This window comes from Micromonospora sp. GCM10011541 (genome assembly GCF_042650725.1).
In the GTDB taxonomy this organism is placed as follows: domain Bacteria; phylum Actinomycetota; class Actinomycetes; order Mycobacteriales; family Micromonosporaceae; genus Micromonospora; species Micromonospora sicca.
The window spans coordinates 480,972-503,714 of the sequence record NZ_JBHSBP010000049.1 but is presented as its reverse complement, the minus strand read 5'-3'; the positions used below and the strand labels follow the sequence as shown (position 1 = coordinate 503,714).

The following is a 22,743-nucleotide window of genomic DNA, read 5'->3' as shown; positions in this document are numbered from 1 at the left end:
GTCGGAAGGCAGCGCAAACTAGCAGTGTAGCCGAGAGGCTAACCGCTGTCCAGCCCACCCCGCAGGTCATCGCGGAACACGCCTCGGGACCTCGGAAAACCGGGTCTACCGGGCCGCTCGGAACGCGATGTTCCTGCCGGTCCGCTCGGGTGCCGCGGGCGGTGGTGCTGCCGTTGCCATTACCCGAGAGGTGGCCGTTGCAAGCGCGGAAGGTCTTGCTGGTGTCAGCGTGCCTGTCAGCCCGGTGTCGCGTCAAGGGCCGGTTACCGGTCGGGGTGTCTTTCCCACCGACGGACTACCGACAGGACCCGCTGTGCAGGGGTACGCCGGACGCCGGACGCCCTGCTCACGCCGCTGCCACCGGAACTACCAACCACAGCGGGCGGCGATCCGTTCCCGGATCACCGCCCGCCGCGACGCGGTTGTGCCCCGGCTCACGTGAGCCGGACGCGCGTCAGGTCGTACGCAAGGTCACTTGAGGGTGACCTTGGCACCCTCGCCCTCGAGCTTGGCCTTGGCCTTCTCGGCGGTCTCCTTGTTGGCCTTCTCCAGGACGGCCTTCGGAGCGGCCTCGACCAGGTCCTTGGCCTCCTTGAGGCCCAGGCCGGTCAGCTCACGCACGACCTTGATGACCTGGATCTTCTTGCCACCGTCGGCGTCGAGGATGACGTCGAACTCGTCCTTCTCCGGCTCGGCCTCGGCCGGCGCGGCACCCGGGGCGGCAACGCCCATGGCGACCGGGGCCGCGGCGGTGACCTCGAAGGTCTCCTCGAACTGCTTCACGAACTCGGAGAGCTCGATCAGCGTCATCTCCTTGAACGCGTCGAGCAGCTCGTCGGTGCTGAGCTTCGCCATGTCTGGCGTCCTTTCTAAAGGTGAAAACTAAGAACGTGGGTGCGCCGGGAGGCCTCAGGCCGCCTCGGCGCCCTCCTTCTCGCGCTTGTCCTGCAGGGCGGCCGCCAGACGGGCGGTCTTGGAGAGCGGAGCCTGGAACAGGGCCGCGGCCTTGCTCAGGTTGCCCTTCATCGCGCCGGCCAGCTTGGCCAGCAGCACCTCGCGGGACTCCAGGTCGGCGAGCTTCGTGACCTCGGCCGCGGAAATGGCCTTGCCCTCGAAGACACCGCCCTTGATGACCAGCTTCGGGTTGGCCTTCGCGAAGTCGCGAAGCCCCTTCGCCGCCTCGACGACGTCGCCCGAAACGAAAGTCAGCGCGGTAGGACCGGTGAACAGCTCGTCGAGGCCGGAGATGCCCGCCTCGGTCGCCGCACGCTTGGCCAGCGTGTTCTTCGCGACCGTGTAGGTGGTCTCCGTGCCGAGCGAGCGCCGCAGCTGGGTGAGCTGGGAAACCGTCAGACCACGGTACTCGGTGAGCACCGCGGCGCCCGCGTTGCGGAAGCTCTCGGTCAGCTCAGCGACGGCCGTGGCCTTGTCGGCCCGGATCGGCTTGTCCGCCATGTCCCTCCTCTCTCGTTGCTCGAGGCTGGTCGCCGTCGACGAGCGGAAGCTCTGCGACGGCGCCGGAGGCATCACGACAACGAGAAAAGCCCCGGCGCAGGGCGCGCGGGGCGAGGGCCGGGCCTATCACCATGGTCGGCGGACCACGGGGAGAACCGATTTTCGCTTGCCGCCCTGCGCGGGTCGCCCGTCATCGCGGAACCTTCGACCGTGCCGGGGCACGGTGACCAGCGGTCTCTGGGTGGAACTACCGGATCAGGCTACGCGACGGGTCCGCGTACCGCCAAATCGCCCCGGGAGTGCGCCCGGTCACCTCACGCCCGGGAGCGGCGCCGCCAGGCGTAGCCGACCAGCACCACCGCGGCCCACACCGCCGCCCAGAGTGACAAGAGCAGCGCCGTTGGGCCGGCCAACGGCCCGGTCAGCGCCCGGGCAGTTGCCATCACCGGCGGCGCCAGCCAGGGCGCCACCGAGCCGCTCAGGCCGAGGACCAGGGCACCGACCGCGCCGAGGGACAGCACCGCGAGGCCGTACCCGGCGCTGCCGGTGACCGCCCGGCTGGCCAGGGCACCGAGCGCCACCGCTGCCGGCAGGGCCAGCAGGTGCGCCCAGAGGCCGAGGGCGACCCCGACGACGATCGAGCGGTCACCCGGCCCGACCGGACCGGTCACCCCGCCGACCAGCCACGGGAAGACCAGCGCGACGCCCACCGTGCCGAGCGCGGCCAGGGCCGCGGCGAGCAGCCCGGCGGCCCGCTCCCGGGCCGCCCCGACCACCACCTGGGCCAGCCGGCGCTGCACGTCCGGCTCCACGTCCAGCAGGATCTTGGTCTGCCAGGCCAGCACGGGGAAGAGCACCACCGCCGAGACGCCGTAGGCCTCCGCCGGCTGGGCCCGGCCGCCGCCGTAGAGGACGCCGAGGGCGAGCAGGCCGGCCAGCACCGGCGCCAACGCCCGTCCGGTACGCAGGAAGCCGGCCAGCCGCAGCCGGACCAGCGCGGTCACCGGGCGGCCTCCCGGGCCGGACCGGCCGCCCCCGGCTCGCCCGGCGCGGCGCCGTCACCGACGGGACCCGTGATCGACGGAACCGGCGGCGACCCCGCCTCGGCCCGGCCCGGCGCGGCCGGCGGGTCGGCGGCACGTACCCGGAGGACCCGGTGACCGTCGGCGCGCAGCCGCGCCACGATGCCGGCGACCCGCGCGGCCGGGACCGCCAACTCGACCACCGCCGTCGCGTCCGCCCCGGACGGGGCGTCCTCGGTGACCGCGCCGTCGGCGACCGTCCAGTGCCGCGCGCCGGGCAGCCGGACCGTCTCGCCGCGGTGGTCGCTGACCAGCACCGCTCCCCCGTCCGCCAGCACCTCGTCGATCAGCTCGGGGACCAGTTCCCGGGCCGCGGCAGCCCCTCCCAGGGCTCGTCCAGGACCAGCAGGCCGGGCGGACGGAGCATCGCCTGGGCCAGGCCGACCTTCTGGGCGGTGCCCTTCGACAGCTGGGGCAGCCGGGCCCCGCGGAACGGCGCCAGGCCGAGCCGCTCCACCCAATCCGCCACCGCCCGGTCGGCGACCGGGCCCGCGAGCCCGGCCACCCGGCCCATCGCGGCGAGGTAGTGCGCCACGGTGAACGGCTGGTCGGCCGGGAACCGCTCCGGGACCCAGCCGACGGCGGCGGGCCGGTCGACCACCCGGCCGCGGGTCGGCCGGAGCACCCCGGCGGCGAGCTGGAGCAGCGTGGACTTGCCCACCCCGTTGCGGCCGAGGACGACCACGACCTCACCCGGGCCGATCCGCACGTCCGTGTCCCGCAGCACCCACGGGCCGCGCCGCTGGTACCGCAACCAGACGTCCTCCAGCCGCATGCCGCGAGCCTCCCACAGCGGACAGACGAAGGGGGCCCCGCCACGAGTCGTGGCGGGGCCCCTCACTCCAGGCGTGCTCAGGCCTCGGCCGAGCCCTCCTGCAGGTTCTTCACCAGCTTCGGGTCGACCGGAACGCCCGGGCCCATGGTGGTGGTGAGGGTGACCTTCTTGAGGTACGTGCCCTTGGCCGCGGACGGCTTGGCCCGGAGCACCTCATCGAGGACGGCGGCGTAGTTGTCGACCAGCTGGTTCTCGGAGAACGACGCCTTGCCGATGATCAGGTGCAGGTTGGAGTGCTTGTCCACCCGGAAGGTGATCTTCCCGCCCTTGATGTCCTGGACGGCCTTGGTGACGTCCATGGTCACCGTGCCCGTCTTCGGGTTCGGCATCAGGCCGCGCGGGCCCAGGATCCGCGCGATCCGGCCGATCTTGGCCATCTGGTCCGGGGTGGCGATCGCCGCGTCGAAGTCCAGCCAACCGCCCTGGATACGGGCGACCAGCTCGTCGGTGCCCACCTCGTCCGCACCCGCCGCGGCAGCCTCCTCGGCCTTCGCGCCGGCGGCGAAGACGATCACGCGGGCGGTCTTACCGGTGCCGTGCGGCAGGTTGACCGTGCCGCGGACCATCTGGTCCGCCTTGCGGGGGTCGACGCCGAGGCGCATCGCGACCTCGACCGTGGCGTCGAACTTGACGTTGGTGGTGTCCTTGGCCAGCTTGACGGCCTCGGCGGGGGTGTAGAGCTTCGACCGGTCGATGACGTCGGCGGCCTTGCGGTAGCTCTTGCTGCGCTGCATTTCTGGTTACTCCTGTGGTCTATGGCGGGCCCGCGGTCGACGCGCGCCCTCCCACGAACTGATCCGGTGAGTGGTGTCCGACGTCAGTCGGCGACGGTCAGACCCATCGACCGGGCGGTGCCGGCGATGATCTTCTCAGCCTGGTCGATGTCGTTGGCGTTGAGGTCGGCCATCTTCTTCTCGGCGATCTCACGCAGCTGGGCGCGGGTCACGGAGCCGACCTTCTGCGTGTGCGGGACGCCCGAGCCCTTCTGCACACCGGCGGCCTTGATCAGCAGCCGGGCCGCGGGCGGGGTCTTCAGGACGAAGGTGAAGGTCCGGTCCTCGTACACGCTGATCTCGGCGGGGACGATGTCGCCCCGCTGGGACTCGGTCTGCGCGTTGTAGGACTTGCAGAACTCCATGATGTTCACGCCGTGCTGGCCGAGCGCGGGGCCGACCGGCGGCGCCGGCGTGGCCTGGCCCGCCGGCAGCTGAAGCGTGAACGTCTTGACGAGCTTCTTCTTCGGAGGCATGTCTCTTCCTGGGGCTTGGAACTGGGAAAGATGCCGGCAGCGGGCGCGCACGGTCAGCGCGATGCGACAGCCGACGTTCTAGGGTAGCGCAGACCTGCGCCGCCCCCGTCGCCGAGGTCCGGCGGACGGGCGAAACGACGCACCGGCGGCGGGACGGAAGCCCACCGCCGGTGCGACCGTACGTCAGATCTTGGCGACCTGGTTGAAGTTCAGCTCGACCGGCGTCTCCCGGCCGAAGATCGACACCAGCACCTTGAGCTTCTGCTGGTCGGCGTTGATCTCACTGATCGTGGCCGGCAGCGAGGCGAAGGCGCCGTCGGTGACGGTGACCGAGTCGCCGACCTCGAAGTCGAGGACCCGGACCTCGGGCTTGGCCTTCTTCTGCTCGGTCTCGATCGCCGGGGCCAGCCACTTCAGCACCTCGTCGAGGCTCAGCGGCGCCGGCCGGTCGGCCCGGTCGGTGGCCCCCACGAAGCCGGTGACCCCCGGGGTGTTCCGGACGCAGGAGTACGACTCGGCGGTCAGCTCCATGCGGACCAGGATGTAGCCCGGGAAGACCTTCGCCTGGACCTGAGACCGCTTGCCGTTCTTGACCTCGACCTCTTCCCGGGTCGGCACCTCGACCTGGTAGATGAAGTCCTCCATGTCGAGGGAGGTGATCCGGGTCTCGAGGTTGGTCTTGACCTTGTTCTCGTAGCCGGCGTAGGAGTGCACCACGTACCAGTCGCCGGGCGCGTAGCGCAGCTTCTGGCGCAGCTCGGCGACCGGGTCGTACTCCTCGTCCGCGGGCTCGGTGGTCGGGAATTCCGGCTCGCTGGCGGCCTCGACCGACTCATCGTTGGCCGCCGTCGCCACCGTGGACTGCTCGTCCGTGGTCTCGGCGGTCTCGTCGTACTCAGGCACGCTCGCTCACTTCCGTCACTATCGGCACAGTCAGCCGGTCAGCTGGGGTTGCCGAAGACCCACAGCACGCCCTTCGCAAACCCGAAGTCGAGCAGGCCCACGATCGTCAGCATCACCGCGACGAAGGTGACCACCACGGCGGTGTAGGTCAGCAGCTCCTTGCGCGTCGGCCAGATGACCTTACGCAGCTCGGCCACGACCTCGCGGAAGAACCGCGCGATGCGGGCGAAGAGGCCCACCCGGTCGGTGTCCTTGCGGGTCTTCCGACCGTCGGCCGACTCGGCCCGGGCCCGCGCGCGGGTCGCGGTGCCACCCCGGGATACCGGCTCGTCCGCGTCGGTGGCGTCGTCGTCGGCCACGTCGTCGACGACCGCATCTTCGCGCAGACGCTCGTCGCCGGCGTCCTCGCCGCGCCGCTTGCTCTCGGCCACTTCGCCCTCCGTGCGGGGTATCGGGTCGCACGCCGATGGGCGTGCGCGGCGTTTGGTCACGCCGGCCGGACCAAACCGTCCCGCGACGGGCCGCGGCCGGCGGACCGACCGGGAGGGCCCGATTGCCTCGGAACCACCCCGCCAGTGCCACCACCACGGGCCGGACGCCGCCGTTCGGCGGCGCGACCCACGGGAACGGTCAGGCCTGAGGCGCAGGGGTGACAGGACTTGAACCTGCAGCCTGCGGTTTTGGAGACCGCTGCTCTGCCAATTGAGCTACACCCCTGTGCGGCAACTCTCACCCCACCAAGCCATGCACGGCTGGGCAGGGGTCACTTGCCCCACGGCGGACCAGTGTACGGGTAGTCGTACGACTTTCCCAACCGGTCTGCCACCTGCGCGTCGGAGCGCCCTCAGCGGGGCGTCCGGATGGTCGCCCGGGCCTGCGAGAGCACCTTCTCCCCCAGGCAGGTCGCGGTCACGTCGAGCCTGGTCAGGCCGTCCTCGGTGACCTCCTTGACCACCGCGGCGACCTCGATCTCGGTGCCCTGGTCGTCGTCCGGGACCACCACCGGACGGGTGAACCGGACGCCGAAGTCGACCACCGCGTCCGGTGCGCCGGCCCACGCGGTGACCGCCCGGCCGACCAGCGCCATGGTGAACATGCCGTGGGCGATCACCCCCGGCAGGCCGACCTTGGTGGCGAACCGGTCGCTCCAGTGGATGGGGTTGAAGTCGCCGGAGGCGCCCGCGTAGCGGACCAGGTCCGCGCGGGTCACCCGGAAGGTCTGGGTGGGCAGCTCCATCTCAGGCCTCCCCGCGTACGACGATCTTGGACCAGACGGCGACCACCGGCTCGCCGGCGGCGTTGCGCACGTCCGTGCGGGTGGTCAGGAAGCCGTGCCCGCCCCGGTTGCTGATCTCCTCGATGGTGTTCACGCAGACCAGCTCGTCACCGGCCACAACCGGACGGGTGTACGCGAACCGCTGGTCGCCGTGGACCACCCGGCTGTAGTCCACGCCGAGGGCCGGATCCTCGATGATCTGCCGGCTGGCGGCCATCGTGACCACCACGGGGAAGGTCGGCGGCGCGACCACGTCGGGGTGCCCGAGCGCGCGGGCCGCCTCCGGGTCGTGGTGGGCCGGGTCGGTGGCACCGATGGCCGCGGCGAACTCGCGGATCTTTTCTCGGCCCACCTGATAGGGGGCGGTCGGCGGATAGGTCCGGCCGACGAACGACGGGTCCAGGGACATGCCGCGAACCTACACGGAAAACACGAACGCCGATCCGTACGGGGCGGCGGCTCGGGGCCGTCGTCCCTGCGGATCGGCGTTCGGGACTGCTGCGGGACCGGGCCGGCCGAGCCGGCCGCGGGTCAGCGGGTCTCGCGGTGGATGGTGTGCCTGCCGTCCCGGGGGCAGAACTTCTTCAGCTCGATGCGGTCCGGGTCGTTACGGCGGTTCTTGCGCGTGATGTAGTTGCGCTCCTTGCACTCCACACACGCCAAAGTGATCTTCGGCCGGACATCGGTCGCCTTCGCCACGGCGGAGTGCCTTCCTCGCTAACGGATAACAACTACGGCGCATCAGCCTACGCACTGATGGCGCGGACATGCAAAGTGGGCGCCTGTGGCGCCCATCCCATCGACCGCCGGTGAGCCCGGAGGACGAGAGTAGCGGTGGCCGGACTTGAACCGGCGACACAGCGATTATGAGCCGCTTGCTCTGCCATCTGAGCTACACCGCCGTGGCGGGTCCAGCCGGACCCTGTGAGCCCCCTTACGGAATCGAACCGTAGACCTTCTCCTTACCATGGAGACGCTCTGCCGACTGAGCTAAGGGGGCCTACCCGATCACCCCGGAGGGCGTCGCGCAGGAGAAACAGTACACGACCCCGCCGCCCGAGGTGAAATCGGATCCCCCCATACCGGGGGCGATCTCCGTCGTCCCAGCTCAGAGCAGGGTCGCCGAGCGGTCCGGGACCACCCGCAGCCGGGGTGCCTCGGCGGCGGCCTCCGGCTCCACCTGCGCGCCGAACCACGCCTCCAACCGCTCGTACGGCAGCGGCCGGCTGAACAGGAAGCCCTGGCCGATCTCGCAGCCGATGTCCTGGAGCAGTTCGAGGGTGAGTTCGCTCTCCACGCCCTCGGCGACCACGGCCAGGCCGAACTGCTGGGACAGCGTCACCACCGCGTTGACAATCGCCAGGTCGCCCGGGTCGGTCGCCATGCCCTGCACGAACGAGCGGTCCACCTTCACCTCGTGCACCGGCAGCCGGCGCAGGTAGGCCAGGGACGAGGAGCCCGTCCCGAAGTCGTCCACCGACAGCCGCACGCCGAGGTCCCGCAGCCGGCGCAGGGTCGGTATCGGCCGGTCGGTGCCGTCCAGCACCCCGGCCTCGCGGATCTCGAAGGTGAGCCGCTGCGGGGGTACGCCGTACTCGTCGAGCAGCTCGCGGACCTGGTCCGGGAAGTGCGGGTCGGTGAGCGTACGCGCGGAGAGGTTGACCGCGACGGCGAGCGGCTGCTCGGCGTGGGTCCAGTCCCGGCTGCGCCGCAGCCCCTCCCGGAGCACCAGCTCGGTGAGCCGGCCGAGCTGGCCGGTGTGCTCGGCCACCGCGACGAAGTCCTCCGGGGCGACCGTGCCGTGCGTCGGATGCTCCCAGCGGGCCAGGCACTCGACCCCGATCAGCCGCCGGTCCCGCAACGTCACCTTGGGCTGGAAGTAGACCTCCAGCTCACCCTCGTCGAGGGCGCGCCGCAGGTCGCCGGCGAGGCCGAGGCGGCGCAGCGACCGGGACTCCAGCGCCGGGTTGAACAGCTGCACGCTGCCGGGCACCGCCTTGGCCGCCGTCGCGGCCAGGTCGACCCGTTGCAGCAGGGTCGCGGCGTCGCTGCCGTGATCCGGGTGTAGGGCCACCCCGACGGCGGTGTCCACGTCGAGGGTGAGCGAGTCGAAGACCATCTCGTCGCGGATCTGCTCGCGCAGCTCGGCCGCCAGCTCCAGGGCCGCCTCGGCGTTCTCCAGCCGCAGGGTCACCAGGAACTCGTCGCCGCCCGCCCGGCCCACCAGGGCGGACGACGGGGCGCAGGCGCGGAGGCGATCGGCCACCTCGACCAGGACCTTGTCGCCCGCGGCGTGCCCCAGCGACTCGTTGACCTGGCGCAACCCGTCCACGTCGAAGAGCAGCACCGCGACCACCTCGCCGGGCGCCCGGATCTTCACCGCCTCGTCCAGCGCGCCGGTGATCCGCCGCCGGTTGGGCAGCTTGGTCAGCGCGTCGTGGTACGCGTCGTGGCGCAGCCGGTCGACCAGCCGGGAATTCTCCAAGGCGACCGCCGCGTGCGCGGCGACCGTTTCGAAGATGGGGATGTCCACTGGTGTGAAGTGGTTGGTGTCGCCCAACCGGTTCACCACCTCCAGCGTGCCGATCACCACCTGGCCGGATCGGAGCGGAAGGATGATGAAGTCCTTGATCCGCTCGCCCCGCAGTGGTTCGCGGGTCGCCGGGTCGCCGGGCAGGCGGACCCCGGAGGCAACCATCCGGGACTCCCCAAGCACGCGTTCCCGCAGCCGCGCGGGGGTCACGGCGAAGTCGAGGAGACCCCGGTTGTCCTCCCGGGCGGTGAGCAGCACCTCGGGATAGCGGCCCTGGCCGGGCAGCCAGAGCGTGGCGTACTCCGCCTGCATCAGGGCCCTGACCCGGCCGAGCAGGGCATCGATGAGCGTGCCGTCCTGCCCGCTCTCCGACATCGCCCGCGTGAGCTGGTACATGTCCGTGAGGGTCCGGTGCTGCCGGAGGAACTGCGTGTAGGAGCGGTAGACCAGGACGAGTCCTGCGGCGAACGCCATGAAGAGCAGGAAGCCCCAGGTGGTGGTGACCAGGGTGATGAGGATCAGCAGTCCGATCGCCACGTTGATCACCGCCGCCAAGAGAGCCGGCGGTGAGGTACGGACCAGTTCCCAGCCGGCCTGCCAACCCTGCACGACCCCGATGACCGCCACCACCGCCGCGAGCGTGACGAGGGTGTGGGCACTCGTCGCGACGAAGAGGATCCCCCAGGTACCCGGCCCGACCCCCCGCATACCGGGCAGGGCCATGAGGACAAGGCAGGCGGTCGACGTGGCCGCCGCGGCACGGATGAGGTTGAACCAGAACTTGACGGGAGCGAGATTCCGCCGGATCTGCACCACCAAAGTGGCCAGCGTGTACGCCAGAACCACCGACAACGGAGGCAGCAGATACAGCGCCACCACGAGCGGAATTTCGGTCAACATCACGCCCAGCGCCTGGCGCCGGACCACAATGTTGATCGTCGGCATGGCCGCGGCGACCATGACCAGGAACATCGCCGACGTGGCCAACCAGTCCCCGACCGCCGGCTGCACGAGCAGCCCGAGCAGGGTGGCGCAGCACGTGGCGTACAGGGCGAGCGGCCCCGCGACCAGCCAGGCATTCTCGGTCGACCGACGCGGGCGAGGTTGGCGATCGGGCACTTCGCCCCCTCCGGACTCAGCGTCAGATCACGGCCGGATGGACGATCCGGCCGGATGGCACACCTACGGCAGGAGCACCCGCACGACGGGCATCTGCCAGTCGAAGTCGGCTGTCTGGGCCCCGGTGGTGATCAGTGAAGCAGGGAGCGCGACCAGTGCGGCAAGCGTGAGTAGCGTGCCGAGCAGCCGGCCCAACCTTCGAGCAGACATTGTGCGCTCCTGTCACGTGCGGGTCAGAAATGATGGAGGTTCCACGATGGTGCCACACCCGCAGCACGCGTAAAAGCGGAGAGACCCTCGGTCGAGCAGGGTAGCGGGCGAAATCGTCCGTTCGACGGCGGCCGCCGACCCTGCGGCCCTCCTCAGGGTCACCGGGCGTCCGGCGCGCGCTACAGAAGGAGCACAACCCGACCTCACGCCGGAAAGGGATGGATCAGCCCAGGGCCTGGGTGTCGTGGGATTCGTAGGCCCCCGTCGCCCATCGGACCTCTCGCACACTACATCGACATCGGCGAGCGTGGGTCCCCCCGGAACACCGGCTCGTCGGCGAGTACCCGCCGTCCAAGCCCGGCAGACGGGCTGGCCGATGCTCGACAAGGACACGTTGACGCGGCCTGTTGCGGAGGCCGCCTCGAAGTCCTCGGACTCTCGCCGCATGACCGCGAGTCCGACACGTATCGCAACCTGATCCGGCCGCGCGAGTACGAGGCATTAAGCGCCGCTGCGCTGGAGAACGTCGGCTGTGGCAACAGCGCCATCGTGACCGCGGCGTTCATCCGTGAGTTCGGTGACCCAGCCTCAATCAGCCGAACCGAAGCGATGTTCGCCAACGAAGCCCGCGCAACCGGCGACACCAGCGACCGACTCCGGGCATGGGACGAGACGCCACCGCTACCCGGCGCAGACCTGTCCATCAACACCCCAGAGATCGCACCCGCGGAAGCGGCTCGACAGATCCGAGAGCGGCTAGTACCACAGCCGTAGATCTCGCCGGTGACCTGCGGTGACGCTGGACGCAGGGCAGCCAGCCAGTTTGCACGCGCCCGGTGATCTATCGTGAGCGGGGAGTGCCGGTGCGGCGTCCCGGCCTGGTGGCGTAAGCAGGGCACCGTGCTGCGCGCTTCAAGATCGGTCGGCATGTGCTGTTCGAGGAATCGGACCTACGGGCCTGGATCAAGACACACGGCATACCTGCCGGGCCCTGCTGCCGGGCGTCGCAAGGACGCTGACCGCGGGACGGGGTGGTGACCGATGCACCGGGCGAGGCGGTGGACAAGTACGAAGCTGGGTGCCGTCGCAGCGATGAGTCTGCCGGCGCCCACAGGTCTACCCCCCGACCGAGACAACCAAATCACCGGGAGTAAGGCATGGGCCTCATCCACATCGAGCTGTTCGCAACCCTCGACCTCGTCGGGCAGTCGCCCGGCGGCCCCGACGAGGACCCGGTGGGGTTCGCGTTCGGCGGCTGGCAGGCGCCCCTGCTGGACGAGGTCGCCGGGGCGCAGGTCGGTGCCGCGTACGAGGGCACGGACGCCCTCCTGCTCGGCCGGCGGACGTATGACATCTTCGCCGCCTACTGGCCGTACCAGGAGGGCGGCGAGGACAACGAGATCGCCACGCTCTTCAACAGCGTCCCGAAGTACGTGGCCTCCCGCGGCAGGCCCGACCTCTCGTGGGCCGGGTCCACGCAGCTCGGCCCGGATCTGGTCGGTGCGGTGCGCGAGATCCGTGACCGGCACGAGCACGTGAAGGTCGTCGGGAGCCTGAACCTGGTGCAGACCCTCCTGCGCGAGAAGCTCTTCGACCGTCTCGACCTCTGGGTGCACCCGATCGTGCTGGGCGTCGGGAAGAAGGTGTTCGACGGTGGCGCGGTGCCCACGAACGTCACACTCCTCGAACCGCCGGTAGCCAATCCGAAGGGCACCGTGTACCTGCGCTACGGGCTCGCCGATGGCACGCCCGGGACGGGGGACATGAGCGCACCCGATCGCGGTGCCGGGCGCGACGACTGAAGCCGCCCCGCGCCAGGTGGGTCCGTGTCGTCGGCGGTGAATCCGCCAGGTCGGCATTCCGTCACGGCGTCGGCGAGGTGCCGACGCCGTGACGAAGTGCCTCGCCAGAGGGTCGCCGCCGTCACGCAATGGTCTGGCAGGCCCCGTCGCCCTAGCTAGCGCGTTGCGGCGTGTGCCTAGTCCCACCACATGCTTGACATCCGTCCCAGCACATGTCTTACGGATGACCTAGGTCATTGACGGAGACGCCGATGATCGTGCCTTCAGCCATGGTTGGCACCGCCCCACCAGTCCCACTGCTGGATGAGCGCGCCGTTGCTCCCGTTTACGTCCTTGACGTCGAGCACCTTGCCGCTGTGCTTGGCGGTCAGCTTCAGTTCGCCGAAGCCGTAGACCTCGGGGAGGAACTTCTGGTTGTCGCCCCCCACCACTCCCACTGCACGAGGGGCGCACCGTTCGCCATCGATGCACCGGCCACGTCGAGCACCTTGCCGCTATGCAGCGCCACGATGCGGGCGTAGCCACCGCCCACGGGCTCCAGCCGCCACCGCTGGTTGCCGCCACCCCACCAGTCCCACTGGGTAATCGCGGCGCCGTTCGCCACCGACTGGTCCCGGACGTCGATCACGCGGCCGCTGTGCTTGGCGAACAGGGGGCGAGGCGTAGTCCTGGCGAAAGTCATGCCGTACACCCACTCGTTGGCACTGTGATTGAAGTGGGCCGAGAAGCCTATGTGCGTGTAGGAGCCGTCTTCGATGATCTGCCGGTGGGGTGGACTGCCCATCCACCAGTTGAAGGCTGGGCCGCTGTTGAGAAGCTCACCGCCCCAGTAGAGGATCTCGCCGGTTTTTTCCGGTCGCCACTCGGGGAGGGTGGCAGTGACGATGCGCTCGCCTGGCGTGGTGTGGTTATCGGAGCTGATGTGCGCGTTGCGGCCGGGCGTCTTGTACACCCACGGATTGTTCGCCATGTCAGCCGTGTGCTGCCCCGCCGCGGACGAAAGGTCCCCGTCCGCAAAGACCGGAAGGTGGCCTAGCGTAGCCCGATGCCGGTTGATTTGTTGTTGGACCCCCAACCCGGCCAGGGCTACGCCGAAAAGGAGGTCGCCAAAGCCGACAGGCACGTTTCCACCGCCCTCTCGTGACCGGCCACCCTCGGCTCAGCCGGCCCGTTACGTGCACCGTAGCCCGACACGGTTCGAGGCAAGGTGAAATTCGGCGGATGTGGGCGGCCGTCAGATGGCAAGACGGGTGCAGACGGCAGCGGTGATCGTCTTGGGAATCTACGGATCAGGAAGTAGCACCTTGGTTGTACAGCCATCCGTACAGCCAAGGCGGTCCACTGATGCCGACGTCGCCCGACAACGACGGACGGGCTGGCCAGGGGCGCAGCCGCCCGACCAGCCAGCCCTGATCTTCTTCTAATCCCAAGGCCTGGCGGGGGTCGTCCACGCCGTCGCTTGACAGCCGCCATTGAGACTCGTCCGGCAGGGCGCTCCACCTTGTCCCCGCCTTGGGGAAGCTGGAAGGTCTGCAACTGCCCGACGAGGAGATCAGCTCCCCTTCCTGGTCTGCTTGACCAGTTTTACCGTCAACTTGCCAGGGATTGAGCTGTCGTCGGGGGCATCATCCGGAGGCACGAGCAGATCAGCTGGCGACAGCCGGTCCCGCCGGTGCTTCGACGCGAAATACACCCGCTCTTGGTGAACCCCAGTTGCGTGTACGACATCGGGCAGGTCTCAGACATCCCGCGGACGCCACGCGCTCAGGTCGTCTGGGACGGCTTCGACAGGCCGCCCAACTATCTCCAACACCCACTTATCGACGACCCCATCGTCGTACAGGTCGGAGCACACAACGGTGGCACGGACCCTCAAGGGTTTTGCTTCAGAGTCAGGACCGCTCCAATGCCTGCTCCACCTTTCGAGAGTCGCCTCACCCTGCAACCGCCGCACGGTCGTCTCACCGGGTGCTAGGAACACGCGCGGCTCGTCGCCCTCCAGGAATCGGTATTCTTCTCCGGCCTGCAAGTAGCGACCAATGAAGCGGATATACACCGAGGCGTTACCCTCGTTGAGGATCTCGAAGTCAGCCCCAATCTTGATCCGTACAGCGTCGTCTCGCGTGCGTCGCAAGACATCAGCCGGATCCGTCCATGCGACCCACTTCTCCTCGCGCCAGACAAAGGCACTCTCGGTGAGGGAGTTTTTAGGCATGATCCTCAACCTCGGCGCGCGGGCGTCAAGGCGAGTCTTCGTGGCCTCGATAGTCGCCGTCTGAGACACGACGCCTGGGAGTCGGCCAGCACCAGCGCGATCCGGATCCGCCCCGACCCGGGCGGTCGTCACCGGGCCGGCAGAGCCTTGGGGCCAGCGCCCTTGACCGAGCGGGTCACCGTGCGGTCGTCGAGCCAGAGGAAGCACTGCACCGTCCGGTTGCCGTCGGTCCACGATTGCGCGTTGGGCAGCCAGTACAGCCAGCCGGTGCGGTTCTTGAGGTCGCCGTCGTTCGGCACCTTGGCGAACCTGGCGATGAGTGCGAGGCACTGCCGGCGGATGGGTTCCGTGGACCTGCGGTACGTGCGCAGGTCGATGTCGGGTGGCGCCTGGTAGACGCCGACGAACTCGGCGTGATGGGCCGTCGTGCAGGGGACGGCGTCCATACCTTGGAGGTCACCCTCGGCCAGTTCGCGGCGGGGAGCGTACTCCGCCAACTTCGGGTTGAAGCACCGGTGCGCCAGTGTGGAGTCGCCCCGCAGCGCCCCGGTGAGACTCGCGGTCCGCGTGACAACGGCCCGGTCGTCGAACCTCTCGAGCTCCGCCAGATCGCAGCGGAACCAGCGGGCACCGCCCTGCCAGCCGAGCGCAGTCGGAAACAGCACGTCGAGGGTGAGCCGCCCGGAGCGCCAGTCCCCGCCGAGCGCCTTGTTCACCTTGCGGTCGCACTCGGCGTGGGCCGCCGAGTCGAAGGTAGGTGGCGTGCCGCGGCTGGCGTGGCTGCCGGTCAACGCGCCGACGTGCATGGTCTCCAGCCGGTGGGCCGATTCGCAGGGCACCGGAGCGTAGGCGTTGAGACTCGCGTCGGCGTGGACGTGGCAGGTCCCGGCCTCCGGCACGAAGCCCTGTGGGGCGCTCATCGCCGGCCAGTCGTCGACCAGGTTCCCGTCGAGCCCGGCGGGGCCGCCGTATCCGGCCAGCGCAAGCACCGCCACCGCACCGAGCGCGACCGCCCTGAGCCACCGTCGCATCCGCCGACCTTCCCGTCGTGGTGGCGCTCTCGGCGCCAGAACCGGCGCGCCACGGCGCAGGAGCTTACGGCACCGCCCGCGAATTCGAGGCTGGGCGAGACGCTGGCGGCCGGCGGGTGAGGGCAGCGGACATGCCGCCATCTTGTGGTGTGCACGTCCGGGCAGACGCCTGCCGTTGAGCGCTATCTGCCAGCGACCGCCTAGCTAGTGAATCTGTCGTCGGTTGGACTCCTGCCGGACGGCCTCCGTGAGGTCCCGCCAGGTGCTGGCGGAGGTCTTCATCATCCGGGCGACCATCGAGCGGGCGGAGGCTTCGTCCGGGAAGTCGTACGAGACCTCCTGTCCTCCGTCACCTCCGAGGCGGCCACGGACCCGCCAGAGCCGACCGTCGGAGACCAGCCAGATGTCCCGCCGGGCCATGCGGCCCCACGATGCGTTCCACCAGCGACCACGTATCTCCACGCCCAGCACCTCAGTCAACACACGTTCGATTCGGCCGGCCGTGGCGTGCCGGGCACACAAGGTGACCGGAGCCGTACCCGCAAAAGGCTCAATGTCCACTTCTCCCGCCTGATGTCGACCGATCGTCCGATCTAGATCGGCCTCCGAGTCATTAACCTCGGCACGATTCGCGGCCAAGGAACGGAGACGCAGTGCAGCAGAAGCTTCAGACCCGTGCGTTCGAGCATGTGACGCCGATCCTGCAGTCCGGTGAGCAGCCGGTCGTGGCGACGCGGGCCATGGTCGGGAAGTTCTCGTCCGGTCGACTCGGGACGGTCGTCAGCCAGGCGATCAGGCTTGAGGGTGGCGGAGCGTTGTTGGGGGCGGCGCTGGCGTCGACCCGTAAGCAGTTCGTCGTGCTCACCAACCGTCGACTGATCTTCCTGCCGCAGACGTTTCTGGGCGGCCCCGGAAAGAAGGTCCTCGGTGAGGTGCCCCGTGAACAAGTCTCGCTGGCCGAGGCCAAGATGGGCGTCGTGAGCCTGCTGCGCCTCGCGTTCGGTAGTGCGGGCGACGGCGTGGCTCTCACCTTCCCCCGGGTGGACAAGAAGAACGCCGAGGCGCTCGCGGAAGCCCTGCGGTAGCCTCCGGCGCCTGATCACCGGGCCGGCTGCCGGCTGCCGGCGGTTGGTTCAAAGTTTCTGTACGTCTTCAAGGCGACCCGAAACGGGCCGCACGCGCCGCCGCCAGGGCGCGCGCCGGCCGCTGCCGCTGTCGCTCTGCGGCCGACACGCCTAACGCCCGGCGGCTGGCGCGGAGAGCGGGGAGCCCAGTGGGCCGCCGCAGAACGACAGCCGTTGTCCGGTGGTGTGGTGGGCCGGCAGCCGGCCGGGCCGCGCGGCCAGGACGCGCGCGGCGTAGGGGAGCGTCCGCCGCCGCGTTGGCGAGTTGGCGATGGTCGCGGGGTTGCGGTTACTGCGCCTCCGGCGGGGGCGCTCCGGCTCCAGGATGGCCGAAGATCGCCGGCAGCCGCCGGGTCCGCGGTTGGTTGAGGTAGGCCATCCCGCCTGCCATCGACCCGGGCAAGCCGAGCAGACCACCGCCCGACCCGCCAGCGCGCGTACGAGCCGTCAAGGTCCGCTTGACGTGGCGGGCCGGGCGGCGGCCCGCCCCCAGAAGGGCGGGTCGATGGCAGACGGGATGGCGACCGCTCCTGTTCTTCGTGGTTTGGCAGAAGTCGCTGAGCCTCCTCTGACGAAGATCATCTTGATGCGAAGTGATGGGAGCTACCGCAGAGTTAATCGTCTTGCTCCGAGCTACTACAGGCTCGGAGCAAGACGATCTCTCTTGGTACGTCTGTCACTCAGACGGCGCAGGCTCCGTCCGGTCCGCACTGATCTCCTTCTCCGAAGGGCATGCTCAACGCGGGAGTGGGGTGGCTCTCGTCCCAGGCCTGACGCAGGGCGCGGGTGAGGGTGGCGCGGTCCACGCCGCCTCCGATGCCGTACTTCTGATCGATCACGATGAAAGGGGTGCCGTGCGCGCCCATCCGCTGGGCACGGTACTGCTCCTCCTCGACCTGCGTCTTGTACCTGCGGGAGATGAGCACCTCGCGAGTCTCGTCCTGATCGAGGCCGATCTCACCGGCGAACTCGATCAGCTGCTCCATCGTCCACAGCTGTCGGTTGTATCCGAAGTGTGCGTTGAACATCCCAGTCCACGCCTCGTGGTGCTTGCCCTGATCGGTGGCGTACGCGAGGAGCTCGTGGGTGAGGTCCGTCGGGCCGAGGGTGCGGTCGATGGCGTGGTACCCGCCGAAGCCCTCCTCGTCGGCGGCGATCTCCACCGGTCGCAGCACGTTGTTCATCTGCGCGATGGTCATCCCCGCGTTCAGGCTCAGCTGCGTCTGGGTGATGCCCTCAGGCGGGATGCCGGGGTGCACCTGGAACGAACGGTGGATGATCTCTACCTCGTCGCCGTGCTCGAAGTCGGCCACGGCGTTGCGCAGGCGCTGCTGGGTCATGCCGCAGATGGGGCAGATGATGTCCGACCACATCTCGATCTGCATCATGCTTCCTTCCTCACGATTTGTGTGTAACCCCATGATGAGTCAGAATCGAAACACTTACAAAAGGCACATCCATGTGTGCGAGGAGGTCTCATGACAGGCACTCACACCGGTGTACGCGCAGCCGTCAGGCAGGTGCCCGGCCCCTGCGCGCACTGGAACGACGATGACGCGGACTTCATCCGTCACGTCCTCAACCGCGTGGGCGACAAGTGGAGCGTCCTCATCGTCGGCACCTTGGAGGGCGGCCCGCTCCGCTACACCGAACTCATCCACGGCATCCCAGGAATCTCGCAGCGGATGCTCACGCTCACCCTGAAGCAGCTCACGCAGGACGGACTCGTCTCCCGCACCGCATACCCTGAGGTCCCCCCACGAGTCGAGTACGAGCTGACCACCCTCGGACGCAGCCTCCTGAGCACCGTGCTTGACCTGGCCGCCTGGGCAGTCGACAACCACAAGGAAATCGCCCGCAATCGTCAGGCCGCTCTTGAGGATGTCTGACCCGCAGCAAGCTCAGTCGAGAGGTGCCGATCACGGAGGGTGACCATGAGCGCAGAGGTCGAAGCCGACGAGGATGCCCGGCTTGGGATATATCGTGCGTTCGCGCAAGCTGGTCGGAGCGCTAGCACTCGCGAGCTAGCCGTAGCTGTTGGTCGCGATGACCAGTCGGTGAGGGCGAGTATCCGGCGGCTAGCAGAAGCTCGCCACCTGGCGCTGGACGACGACGGCGAGATCGTGCTCGCCCATCCGTTCGCCACCCGGAACATCGGATTCTCCGTCATGGGTGCGACGCGTCTGTGGTGGGGCGGATGCGCATGGGACTCCTTCGCGATCCCGCACCTCGTCCCAGATGAGCCCAACGTCCTGGTTGCGACGCGCTGCCCGAACTGCGAGAAGCCCCTAGCGTGGAACGTCAACCGTCACGAACCGCCAGCCGGTCCGGAAGTCGCGCACTTCCTGGTGCCGATGCATGCAGTCTGGGACGACGTGGTGCACGCCTGCTCTCACCAGCAGATCTTCTGCAGCCCGGCAGAGGCGCTGCCCCAGGGCACCGACGCTCCTCTGGCCAGACGCCCCAGTCTTTCCCCCCGATACGCCCCCGGACCGTGAGCGACGGTGGGCAACGGTTGGACTCAGCGGGACCAAACAAGATCGGCCCCCGACCGCATCTCTGCTGGTCAGGGGCCGTTCTCGCACCTGGTGGCGGGTAGAGGATTCGAACCTCTGTAGCTTTCGCGACGGATTTACAGTCCGCTCCCATTGGCCGCTCGGGCAACCCGCCAGGGCGTCGCCACCACGCCGTGCGCGGCAGCGGAAGCAAGGATAGCGGTTGCCCCCGGGGCCGCCGCAACCGGGTACCGTCAGGGGGTCGTACCGCTGGTCAGCGGGCGACGGAAGACCTTCAGACCGCCGAACAGCAGGAGCATGAGCATGGCAGCCAACCCGTCGTTCGACATCGTGAGCAAGGTCGACCGCCAGGAGGTCGACAACGCCCTCCGTCAGGCGGAGAAGGAGCTCGCGCAGCGGTTCGACTTCCGCGGCACCGGCGCCGAGATCTCCTGGTCGGGCGAGGAGGCGATCAGCCTCCAGGCGGAGACCGAGGAGCGGGTCCGGGCGGCGCTCGACGTCTTCAAGGAGAAACTGGTCAAGCGGAACATCTCGCTCAAGTCGCTGGACGCCGGCGACCCCCGCGCCTCGGGCAAGGTCTTCAAGATCGACGCCAAGGTCATCCAGGGCATCGACACGGACAAGGCCAAGTCGATCAGCAAGAAGATCCGCGACGAGGGCCCGAAGGGCGTGCAGGCGCAGATCCAGGGCGACCAGCTCCGGGTCACCGGCAAGAAGAAGGACGACCTCCAGGCCGTCATCGCGCTGCTCAAGGGCGAGGACTTCGGCGTCGCGCTGCAGTTCACCAACTACCGCTGACGAGCCCGGTCAGCGCGAGAAGATCAGCAGCAGGATCACTGTCAGGACCGCGCTGATCAGGATCGAGCCCAGGCAGCCGACCCGGTTCGAGAAGAAGAAGAACATTCCCGTGCTGTACCCGCCCGGGACGCGTTGAGACGCCGTCGAGCGGTCACCCCGATCGGGTGACCGCTCGACGCGTATCCGGCTGGTGTGGCGGTCGGCGGGTGAGCCGCACTCAGGCGGCAACCCGGTGCTCGGTGCGTACCGCGGTGGCCTCCGCGCGGGCGATGGGGCCGCCGGGGAGCGCGGCGACCGTGGCGCCGACGGCGACCGCCGCCCCGGCGAAGAGGAACGCCCACGGCACCCCGCCGGCGTGGTCGACGATCAGGCCGGCCACCGCGCCGCCGGCGGCGCTCGCCGCCACCGACATGGTGACCACCCAGGTGTACGCCTCGTTCAGCATGCCGGCCGGGGCGATCCGCCCGACCAGGGTGTTCTCCAGGGTCAGGGCGGGCGCGATGGTGGCGCCACCGAGGATCAGCGCGACGCCCAGCGCCGCCGGGCCGGGCATCACCGCGAAGACGGCGAAGCTGGCGGCCACCGCGCCGAGCAGCCAGGCGAACTGGCGGGTCATGTTGGCCGGCGGCCGGCGTACGCCGAACCAGAAGCCGCCCGCGGCGCTGCCGATGCCCCAGACGGCCAGCAGCACGCCGGCGAGGCTCTCCGGGTCGTCGGCGGTGGCGTCGCCGGCGAAGGCCGGCACGATGACCCCGGCCGCGCCGAACGCGATGCCGAGGCTGGCGACGCAGAGCAGCAGCGCCGGGAAGCCGCCCACCCGCAGCGGGCCGAGACCCTTCGCGTGGTGCTCGCGGGGGTGTGGCCGCCAGCCGCGCATCACCCGGCCGAGGGCCACCGCGGCGGTGCCGACCAGGGTGACCACGGCGGCGCCGACGAGCGCGGCGGCGGCGTCGGCGGCCAGCACGAACGCGGCCACCAGCAGCGGGCCGAGCACGAAGACGATCTCGAAGAGCGAGGTCTCCGCGGCGAGCGCGCTGTTGCGCAGGTGGTACCGGCCGGAGGTCGGGCCGGTGAGGTCGTTCCAGGCGCCCCGGATGGCGGCGGTCAGCGGCGGGTAGGTGGCGCCGGCGACCCCGGCGGCCAGGTAGATCAGGCCCAGGTTGCCGGCCTCGGACCGGCTGGCCCCGAGCAGCCCGAAGAGCGCGAGGGGGTGGGCGACGGCGGTGGCCAGCAGTACGGGGGTGGGGCCGACCCGGTCGGCGACCCGCCCGGCGACCGGGCTGAGCGCGGCGCCGCAGAGCGCGTAGAAGCCCCCGGCGACCGCGGCGAGGGCGTACCGCCCGGTCACCTGCTCGACGACGAGCAGCAGCGCCAGCGGGGTCATGCCGATCCCGAGCCGGCCGATGATGCCGAGGATCAGCAGCATCGGCGCGCCGGGGATCCGCCAGACGCCCAGGTACTGGCGCAGTGCGGCCACGGTCGACCTCCGACGGATGTAATGGGTGAGAGACGTTTCGACCCTAACGCCGGGCAGGACGGGAGGGAACCGGTTTGTGCCTCGACACACGACTCCGCCCGCGTCCGGACCGGACGCGGGCGGAGGTTGTCGGCGTGGGTCAGCGCTGGAACTGCACCGGACCGCTGTTGGCGGCCATCTGCTCCAGCCGGGCGACCCGCTCCTCCATCCTGGGGTGGGTGGAGAAGAGCGCCGCGATGCCGCCGCCCCGCTTGAACGGGTTGTCGATCATCAGGTGGGCGGTGCTGGTCAGCTGCCCCTGCGCCGGCAGCGGCCGCGCCTGGGTGCCCATGTGGATCTTCCGGAGCGCGCTCGCCAGGGCCAGCGGGTCCCGGCTCAGCGCCGCACCCGACTGGTCGGCCTGGAACTCCCGGCTCCGGCTGATGGCCAGCTGGATGATGGTCGCCGCGATCGGGCCGAGGATCAGGGTGAGCAGCAGCACGGCCGGGTTCGGGCCGTCCTCGTCGTCCGAGGAGCCCAGCGGGATGAACCAGGCGATGTTCGCCAGGAAGGTGATGATGCCGGCCAGCCCGGCCGCCACGCTGGAGATCAGGATGTCCCGGTTGTAGACGTGCGACAGCTCGTGTCCGATCACCCCGCGCAGCTCGCGGTAGTCGAGGATCTCGGTGATGCCCTGGGTCACGCAGACCGCCGCGTGCTGCGGGTTTCGTCCCGTGGCGAACGCGTTCGGCTGCGCGGTCGGGCTGACGTACAGGCGGGGCATCGGCTGCCGCGCCTCGGTGGCCAGCTCACGCACCATCCGGTACAGCTCAGGGAACTCTGCCTCGCTGACCGGTTGCGCCCGCATCGAGCGCAGCGCGAGCTTGTCGGAGTAGAAGTAGGTCACGCCGTTCATCAGCAACGAGGCGACGACGGCGAAGACGAGGCCGCCGCTCCCGCCGAACCAGTAGCCGACCGCGAGGATCAGCGAGGTCAACAGGCCGAGCAGCGCTGCGGTCTTCAGACGGTTGTGATGCACGATCGCTCCTTCGGTGCGCGGACCCGCACAGGAATCCGCTGACCGGTTCAACAACCCGGTACCCGTCAACCATCCTGCTCATGACTGAGAGTTGCCTGAA

27 protein-coding genes and 4 tRNA genes are annotated in these 22,743 nt (G+C 69.6%); 5 read left to right on the top strand and 26 right to left on the bottom strand.

Annotated elements, in window-relative coordinates; translation table 11 throughout:
• Positions 1 to 471: 471 nt before the first annotated feature.
• The 17 genes from rplL to ACFOYX_RS19480 form a co-directional block, all read right to left on the bottom strand.
• Entirely contained in the window at positions 472 to 855 is a 384-nt protein-coding gene (gene rplL, locus ACFOYX_RS19560; RefSeq protein ID WP_089012491.1) for a 50S ribosomal protein L7/L12, read from the bottom strand.
• 54 nt (positions 856 to 909) lie between these two features.
• Positions 910 to 1,455 (bottom strand): 50S ribosomal protein L10, encoded by a 546-nt coding sequence (gene rplJ / locus ACFOYX_RS19555; RefSeq protein WP_088960245.1) that lies wholly within the window; start codon positions 1,453 to 1,455, stop codon positions 910 to 912.
• Positions 1,456 to 1,769: 314 nt separating this feature from the next.
• Positions 1,770 to 2,459 (bottom strand): hypothetical protein, encoded by a 690-nt coding sequence (locus ACFOYX_RS19550; RefSeq protein WP_322439031.1) that lies wholly within the window; start codon positions 2,457 to 2,459, stop codon positions 1,770 to 1,772.
• Positions 2,456 to 2,815: a hypothetical protein gene (locus tag ACFOYX_RS19545; protein ID WP_322439032.1), complete on the bottom strand. Its 360-nt coding sequence runs from the start codon at positions 2,813 to 2,815 to the stop codon at positions 2,456 to 2,458. The genes ACFOYX_RS19550 and ACFOYX_RS19545 overlap by 4 nt, the downstream gene beginning before the upstream one ends.
• A gap of 8 nt (positions 2,816 to 2,823) precedes the next feature.
• On the bottom strand, positions 2,824 to 3,312 hold the full coding sequence (locus ACFOYX_RS19540) for an ATP-binding cassette domain-containing protein (RefSeq protein WP_322439033.1): 489 nt from the start codon (positions 3,310 to 3,312) through the stop codon (positions 2,824 to 2,826).
• 77 nt (positions 3,313 to 3,389) lie between these two features.
• Positions 3,390 to 4,106 carry a 50S ribosomal protein L1 gene (rplA, locus tag ACFOYX_RS19535; protein WP_109801305.1) on the bottom strand — a complete coding sequence of 239 codons (717 nt, stop codon included), beginning with the start codon at positions 4,104 to 4,106 and terminating at the stop codon, positions 3,390 to 3,392.
• 83 nt (positions 4,107 to 4,189) lie between these two features.
• Positions 4,190 to 4,621 carry a 50S ribosomal protein L11 gene (gene rplK, locus ACFOYX_RS19530; protein WP_091570017.1) on the bottom strand — a complete coding sequence of 144 codons (432 nt, stop codon included), beginning with the start codon at positions 4,619 to 4,621 and terminating at the stop codon, positions 4,190 to 4,192.
• Positions 4,622 to 4,804: 183 nt separating this feature from the next.
• Positions 4,805 to 5,524 (bottom strand): transcription termination/antitermination protein NusG, encoded by a 720-nt coding sequence (gene nusG, locus ACFOYX_RS19525; protein ID WP_109801306.1) that lies wholly within the window; start codon positions 5,522 to 5,524, stop codon positions 4,805 to 4,807.
• 38 nt (positions 5,525 to 5,562) lie between these two features.
• Positions 5,563 to 5,955, bottom strand: coding sequence for a preprotein translocase subunit SecE (secE, locus tag ACFOYX_RS19520; RefSeq protein ID WP_109801307.1), 393 nt, complete (start codon positions 5,953 to 5,955; stop codon positions 5,563 to 5,565).
• A 213-nt stretch (positions 5,956 to 6,168) separates the two neighbouring features.
• Positions 6,169 to 6,241 (bottom strand) — tRNA-Trp (locus tag ACFOYX_RS19515).
• Between the two features lie 127 nt (positions 6,242 to 6,368).
• Positions 6,369 to 6,761: a MaoC family dehydratase gene (locus tag ACFOYX_RS19510; RefSeq protein ID WP_130328963.1), complete on the bottom strand. Its 393-nt coding sequence runs from the start codon at positions 6,759 to 6,761 to the stop codon at positions 6,369 to 6,371.
• Between the two features lies 1 nt (position 6,762).
• Positions 6,763 to 7,209 carry a MaoC family dehydratase N-terminal domain-containing protein gene (locus ACFOYX_RS19505; protein ID WP_109801309.1) on the bottom strand — a complete coding sequence of 149 codons (447 nt, stop codon included), beginning with the start codon at positions 7,207 to 7,209 and terminating at the stop codon, positions 6,763 to 6,765.
• 122 nt (positions 7,210 to 7,331) lie between these two features.
• Entirely contained in the window at positions 7,332 to 7,499 is a 168-nt protein-coding gene (gene rpmG, locus ACFOYX_RS19500; RefSeq protein WP_012184342.1) for a 50S ribosomal protein L33, read from the bottom strand.
• A 130-nt stretch (positions 7,500 to 7,629) separates the two neighbouring features.
• A tRNA-Met gene (locus ACFOYX_RS19495) sits at positions 7,630 to 7,702 on the bottom strand.
• Between the two features lie 25 nt (positions 7,703 to 7,727).
• Positions 7,728 to 7,800: transfer RNA gene (locus tag ACFOYX_RS19490), tRNA-Thr, on the bottom strand.
• Positions 7,801 to 7,908: 108 nt separating this feature from the next.
• Positions 7,909 to 10,452, bottom strand: coding sequence for a bifunctional diguanylate cyclase/phosphodiesterase (locus tag ACFOYX_RS19485; protein WP_322439034.1), 2,544 nt, complete (start codon positions 10,450 to 10,452; stop codon positions 7,909 to 7,911).
• Positions 10,453 to 10,515: 63 nt separating this feature from the next.
• Positions 10,516 to 10,662: a hypothetical protein gene (locus tag ACFOYX_RS19480; RefSeq protein WP_161557794.1), complete on the bottom strand. Its 147-nt coding sequence runs from the start codon at positions 10,660 to 10,662 to the stop codon at positions 10,516 to 10,518.
• 1,157 nt (positions 10,663 to 11,819) lie between these two features.
• Here ACFOYX_RS19480 and ACFOYX_RS19475 point away from each other — a divergent pair.
• A complete protein-coding gene (locus tag ACFOYX_RS19475) occupies positions 11,820 to 12,464 on the top strand; it encodes a dihydrofolate reductase family protein (RefSeq protein ID WP_109801311.1) in 645 nt (214 codons plus the stop codon).
• A gap of 263 nt (positions 12,465 to 12,727) precedes the next feature.
• Here ACFOYX_RS19475 and ACFOYX_RS19470 read toward each other — a convergent pair whose 3' ends face one another.
• The 5 genes from ACFOYX_RS19470 to ACFOYX_RS19450 form a co-directional block, all read right to left on the bottom strand.
• Positions 12,728 to 12,892 carry an RICIN domain-containing protein gene (locus tag ACFOYX_RS19470; RefSeq protein WP_322439035.1) on the bottom strand — a complete coding sequence of 55 codons (165 nt, stop codon included), beginning with the start codon at positions 12,890 to 12,892 and terminating at the stop codon, positions 12,728 to 12,730.
• Complete coding sequence (locus ACFOYX_RS19465; RefSeq protein ID WP_322439036.1) at positions 12,838 to 13,587, bottom strand: RICIN domain-containing protein; 750 nt, start codon at positions 13,585 to 13,587, stop codon at positions 12,838 to 12,840. Before ACFOYX_RS19465 ends, ACFOYX_RS19470 begins: the two co-directional genes overlap by 55 nt.
• Positions 13,588 to 14,202: 615 nt before the next feature.
• Positions 14,203 to 14,679 carry a hypothetical protein gene (locus tag ACFOYX_RS19460; RefSeq protein WP_322439037.1) on the bottom strand — a complete coding sequence of 159 codons (477 nt, stop codon included), beginning with the start codon at positions 14,677 to 14,679 and terminating at the stop codon, positions 14,203 to 14,205.
• A 128-nt stretch (positions 14,680 to 14,807) separates the two neighbouring features.
• Positions 14,808 to 15,710: a septum formation family protein gene (locus ACFOYX_RS19455; protein WP_322439038.1), complete on the bottom strand. Its 903-nt coding sequence runs from the start codon at positions 15,708 to 15,710 to the stop codon at positions 14,808 to 14,810.
• Between the two features lie 204 nt (positions 15,711 to 15,914).
• Complete coding sequence (locus tag ACFOYX_RS19450; RefSeq protein ID WP_322439039.1) at positions 15,915 to 16,172, bottom strand: hypothetical protein; 258 nt, start codon at positions 16,170 to 16,172, stop codon at positions 15,915 to 15,917.
• Positions 16,173 to 16,363: 191 nt separating this feature from the next.
• Here ACFOYX_RS19450 and ACFOYX_RS19445 point away from each other — a divergent pair, with 191 nt between their 5' ends.
• Positions 16,364 to 16,795, top strand: a complete 432-nt coding sequence (locus ACFOYX_RS19445; protein ID WP_322439040.1) for a hypothetical protein — start codon at positions 16,364 to 16,366, stop codon at positions 16,793 to 16,795.
• A 719-nt stretch (positions 16,796 to 17,514) separates the two neighbouring features.
• On the opposite strand, the gene ACFOYX_RS19440 is transcribed toward ACFOYX_RS19445, so the two are convergent.
• Positions 17,515 to 18,222 carry a DsbA family protein gene (locus ACFOYX_RS19440; RefSeq protein WP_322439041.1) on the bottom strand — a complete coding sequence of 236 codons (708 nt, stop codon included), beginning with the start codon at positions 18,220 to 18,222 and terminating at the stop codon, positions 17,515 to 17,517.
• A 90-nt stretch (positions 18,223 to 18,312) separates the two neighbouring features.
• Between ACFOYX_RS19440 and ACFOYX_RS19435 the strand changes: the two genes are divergently transcribed.
• Both ACFOYX_RS19435 and merB read left to right on the top strand, forming a co-directional pair.
• Positions 18,313 to 18,723 (top strand): helix-turn-helix domain-containing protein, encoded by a 411-nt coding sequence (locus ACFOYX_RS19435; RefSeq protein ID WP_322439042.1) that lies wholly within the window; start codon positions 18,313 to 18,315, stop codon positions 18,721 to 18,723.
• 45 nt (positions 18,724 to 18,768) lie between these two features.
• Entirely contained in the window at positions 18,769 to 19,332 is a 564-nt protein-coding gene (gene merB / locus ACFOYX_RS19430; protein ID WP_322439043.1) for an organomercurial lyase, read from the top strand.
• 88 nt (positions 19,333 to 19,420) lie between these two features.
• Here merB and ACFOYX_RS19425 read toward each other — a convergent pair.
• Positions 19,421 to 19,504, bottom strand: a tRNA-Tyr gene (locus ACFOYX_RS19425).
• A gap of 149 nt (positions 19,505 to 19,653) precedes the next feature.
• Here ACFOYX_RS19425 and ACFOYX_RS19420 point away from each other — a divergent pair.
• Positions 19,654 to 20,148 (top strand): YajQ family cyclic di-GMP-binding protein, encoded by a 495-nt coding sequence (locus ACFOYX_RS19420; RefSeq protein ID WP_109801316.1) that lies wholly within the window; start codon positions 19,654 to 19,656, stop codon positions 20,146 to 20,148.
• A 217-nt stretch (positions 20,149 to 20,365) separates the two neighbouring features.
• Here ACFOYX_RS19420 and ACFOYX_RS19415 read toward each other — a convergent pair whose 3' ends face one another.
• Together ACFOYX_RS19415 and htpX are read right to left on the bottom strand one after the other, a co-directional pair.
• A complete protein-coding gene (locus tag ACFOYX_RS19415; protein ID WP_322439044.1) occupies positions 20,366 to 21,625 on the bottom strand; it encodes an MFS transporter in 1,260 nt (419 codons plus the stop codon).
• 139 nt (positions 21,626 to 21,764) lie between these two features.
• A complete protein-coding gene (htpX, locus tag ACFOYX_RS19410) occupies positions 21,765 to 22,643 on the bottom strand; it encodes a zinc metalloprotease HtpX (RefSeq protein WP_109802406.1) in 879 nt (292 codons plus the stop codon).
• Positions 22,644 to 22,743 lie beyond the last annotated feature (100 nt).

What these genes read in the sequence shown, in the direction of transcription:
- rplL (WP_089012491.1), bottom strand. Translation starts at nt 855, where the DNA reads ATGGCGAAGCTCAGCACCGACGAGCTGCTCGACGCGTTCAAGGAGATG.
- rplJ (WP_088960245.1), bottom strand. Translation starts at nt 1,455, where the DNA reads ATGGCGGACAAGCCGATCCGGGCCGACAAGGCCACGGCCGTCGCTGAG.
- ACFOYX_RS19540 (WP_322439033.1), bottom strand. Translation starts at nt 3,312, where the DNA reads ATGCGGCTGGAGGACGTCTGGTTGCGGTACCAGCGGCGCGGCCCGTGG.
- rplA (WP_109801305.1), bottom strand. Translation starts at nt 4,106, where the DNA reads ATGCAGCGCAGCAAGAGCTACCGCAAGGCCGCCGACGTCATCGACCGG.
- rplK (WP_091570017.1), bottom strand. Translation starts at nt 4,621, where the DNA reads ATGCCTCCGAAGAAGAAGCTCGTCAAGACGTTCACGCTTCAGCTGCCG.
- ACFOYX_RS19510 (WP_130328963.1), bottom strand. Translation starts at nt 6,761, where the DNA reads ATGGAGCTGCCCACCCAGACCTTCCGGGTGACCCGCGCGGACCTGGTC.
- ACFOYX_RS19505 (WP_109801309.1), bottom strand. Translation starts at nt 7,209, where the DNA reads ATGTCCCTGGACCCGTCGTTCGTCGGCCGGACCTATCCGCCGACCGCC.
- ACFOYX_RS19480 (WP_161557794.1), bottom strand. Translation starts at nt 10,662, where the DNA reads ATGTCTGCTCGAAGGTTGGGCCGGCTGCTCGGCACGCTACTCACGCTT.
- ACFOYX_RS19475 (WP_109801311.1), top strand. Translation starts at nt 11,820, where the DNA reads ATGGGCCTCATCCACATCGAGCTGTTCGCAACCCTCGACCTCGTCGGG.
- ACFOYX_RS19460 (WP_322439037.1), bottom strand. Translation starts at nt 14,679, where the DNA reads ATGCCTAAAAACTCCCTCACCGAGAGTGCCTTTGTCTGGCGCGAGGAG.
- ACFOYX_RS19455 (WP_322439038.1), bottom strand. Translation starts at nt 15,710, where the DNA reads ATGCGACGGTGGCTCAGGGCGGTCGCGCTCGGTGCGGTGGCGGTGCTT.
- ACFOYX_RS19440 (WP_322439041.1), bottom strand. Translation starts at nt 18,222, where the DNA reads ATGATGCAGATCGAGATGTGGTCGGACATCATCTGCCCCATCTGCGGC.
- ACFOYX_RS19435 (WP_322439042.1), top strand. Translation starts at nt 18,313, where the DNA reads ATGACAGGCACTCACACCGGTGTACGCGCAGCCGTCAGGCAGGTGCCC.
- merB (WP_322439043.1), top strand. Translation starts at nt 18,769, where the DNA reads ATGAGCGCAGAGGTCGAAGCCGACGAGGATGCCCGGCTTGGGATATAT.
- ACFOYX_RS19420 (WP_109801316.1), top strand. Translation starts at nt 19,654, where the DNA reads ATGGCAGCCAACCCGTCGTTCGACATCGTGAGCAAGGTCGACCGCCAG.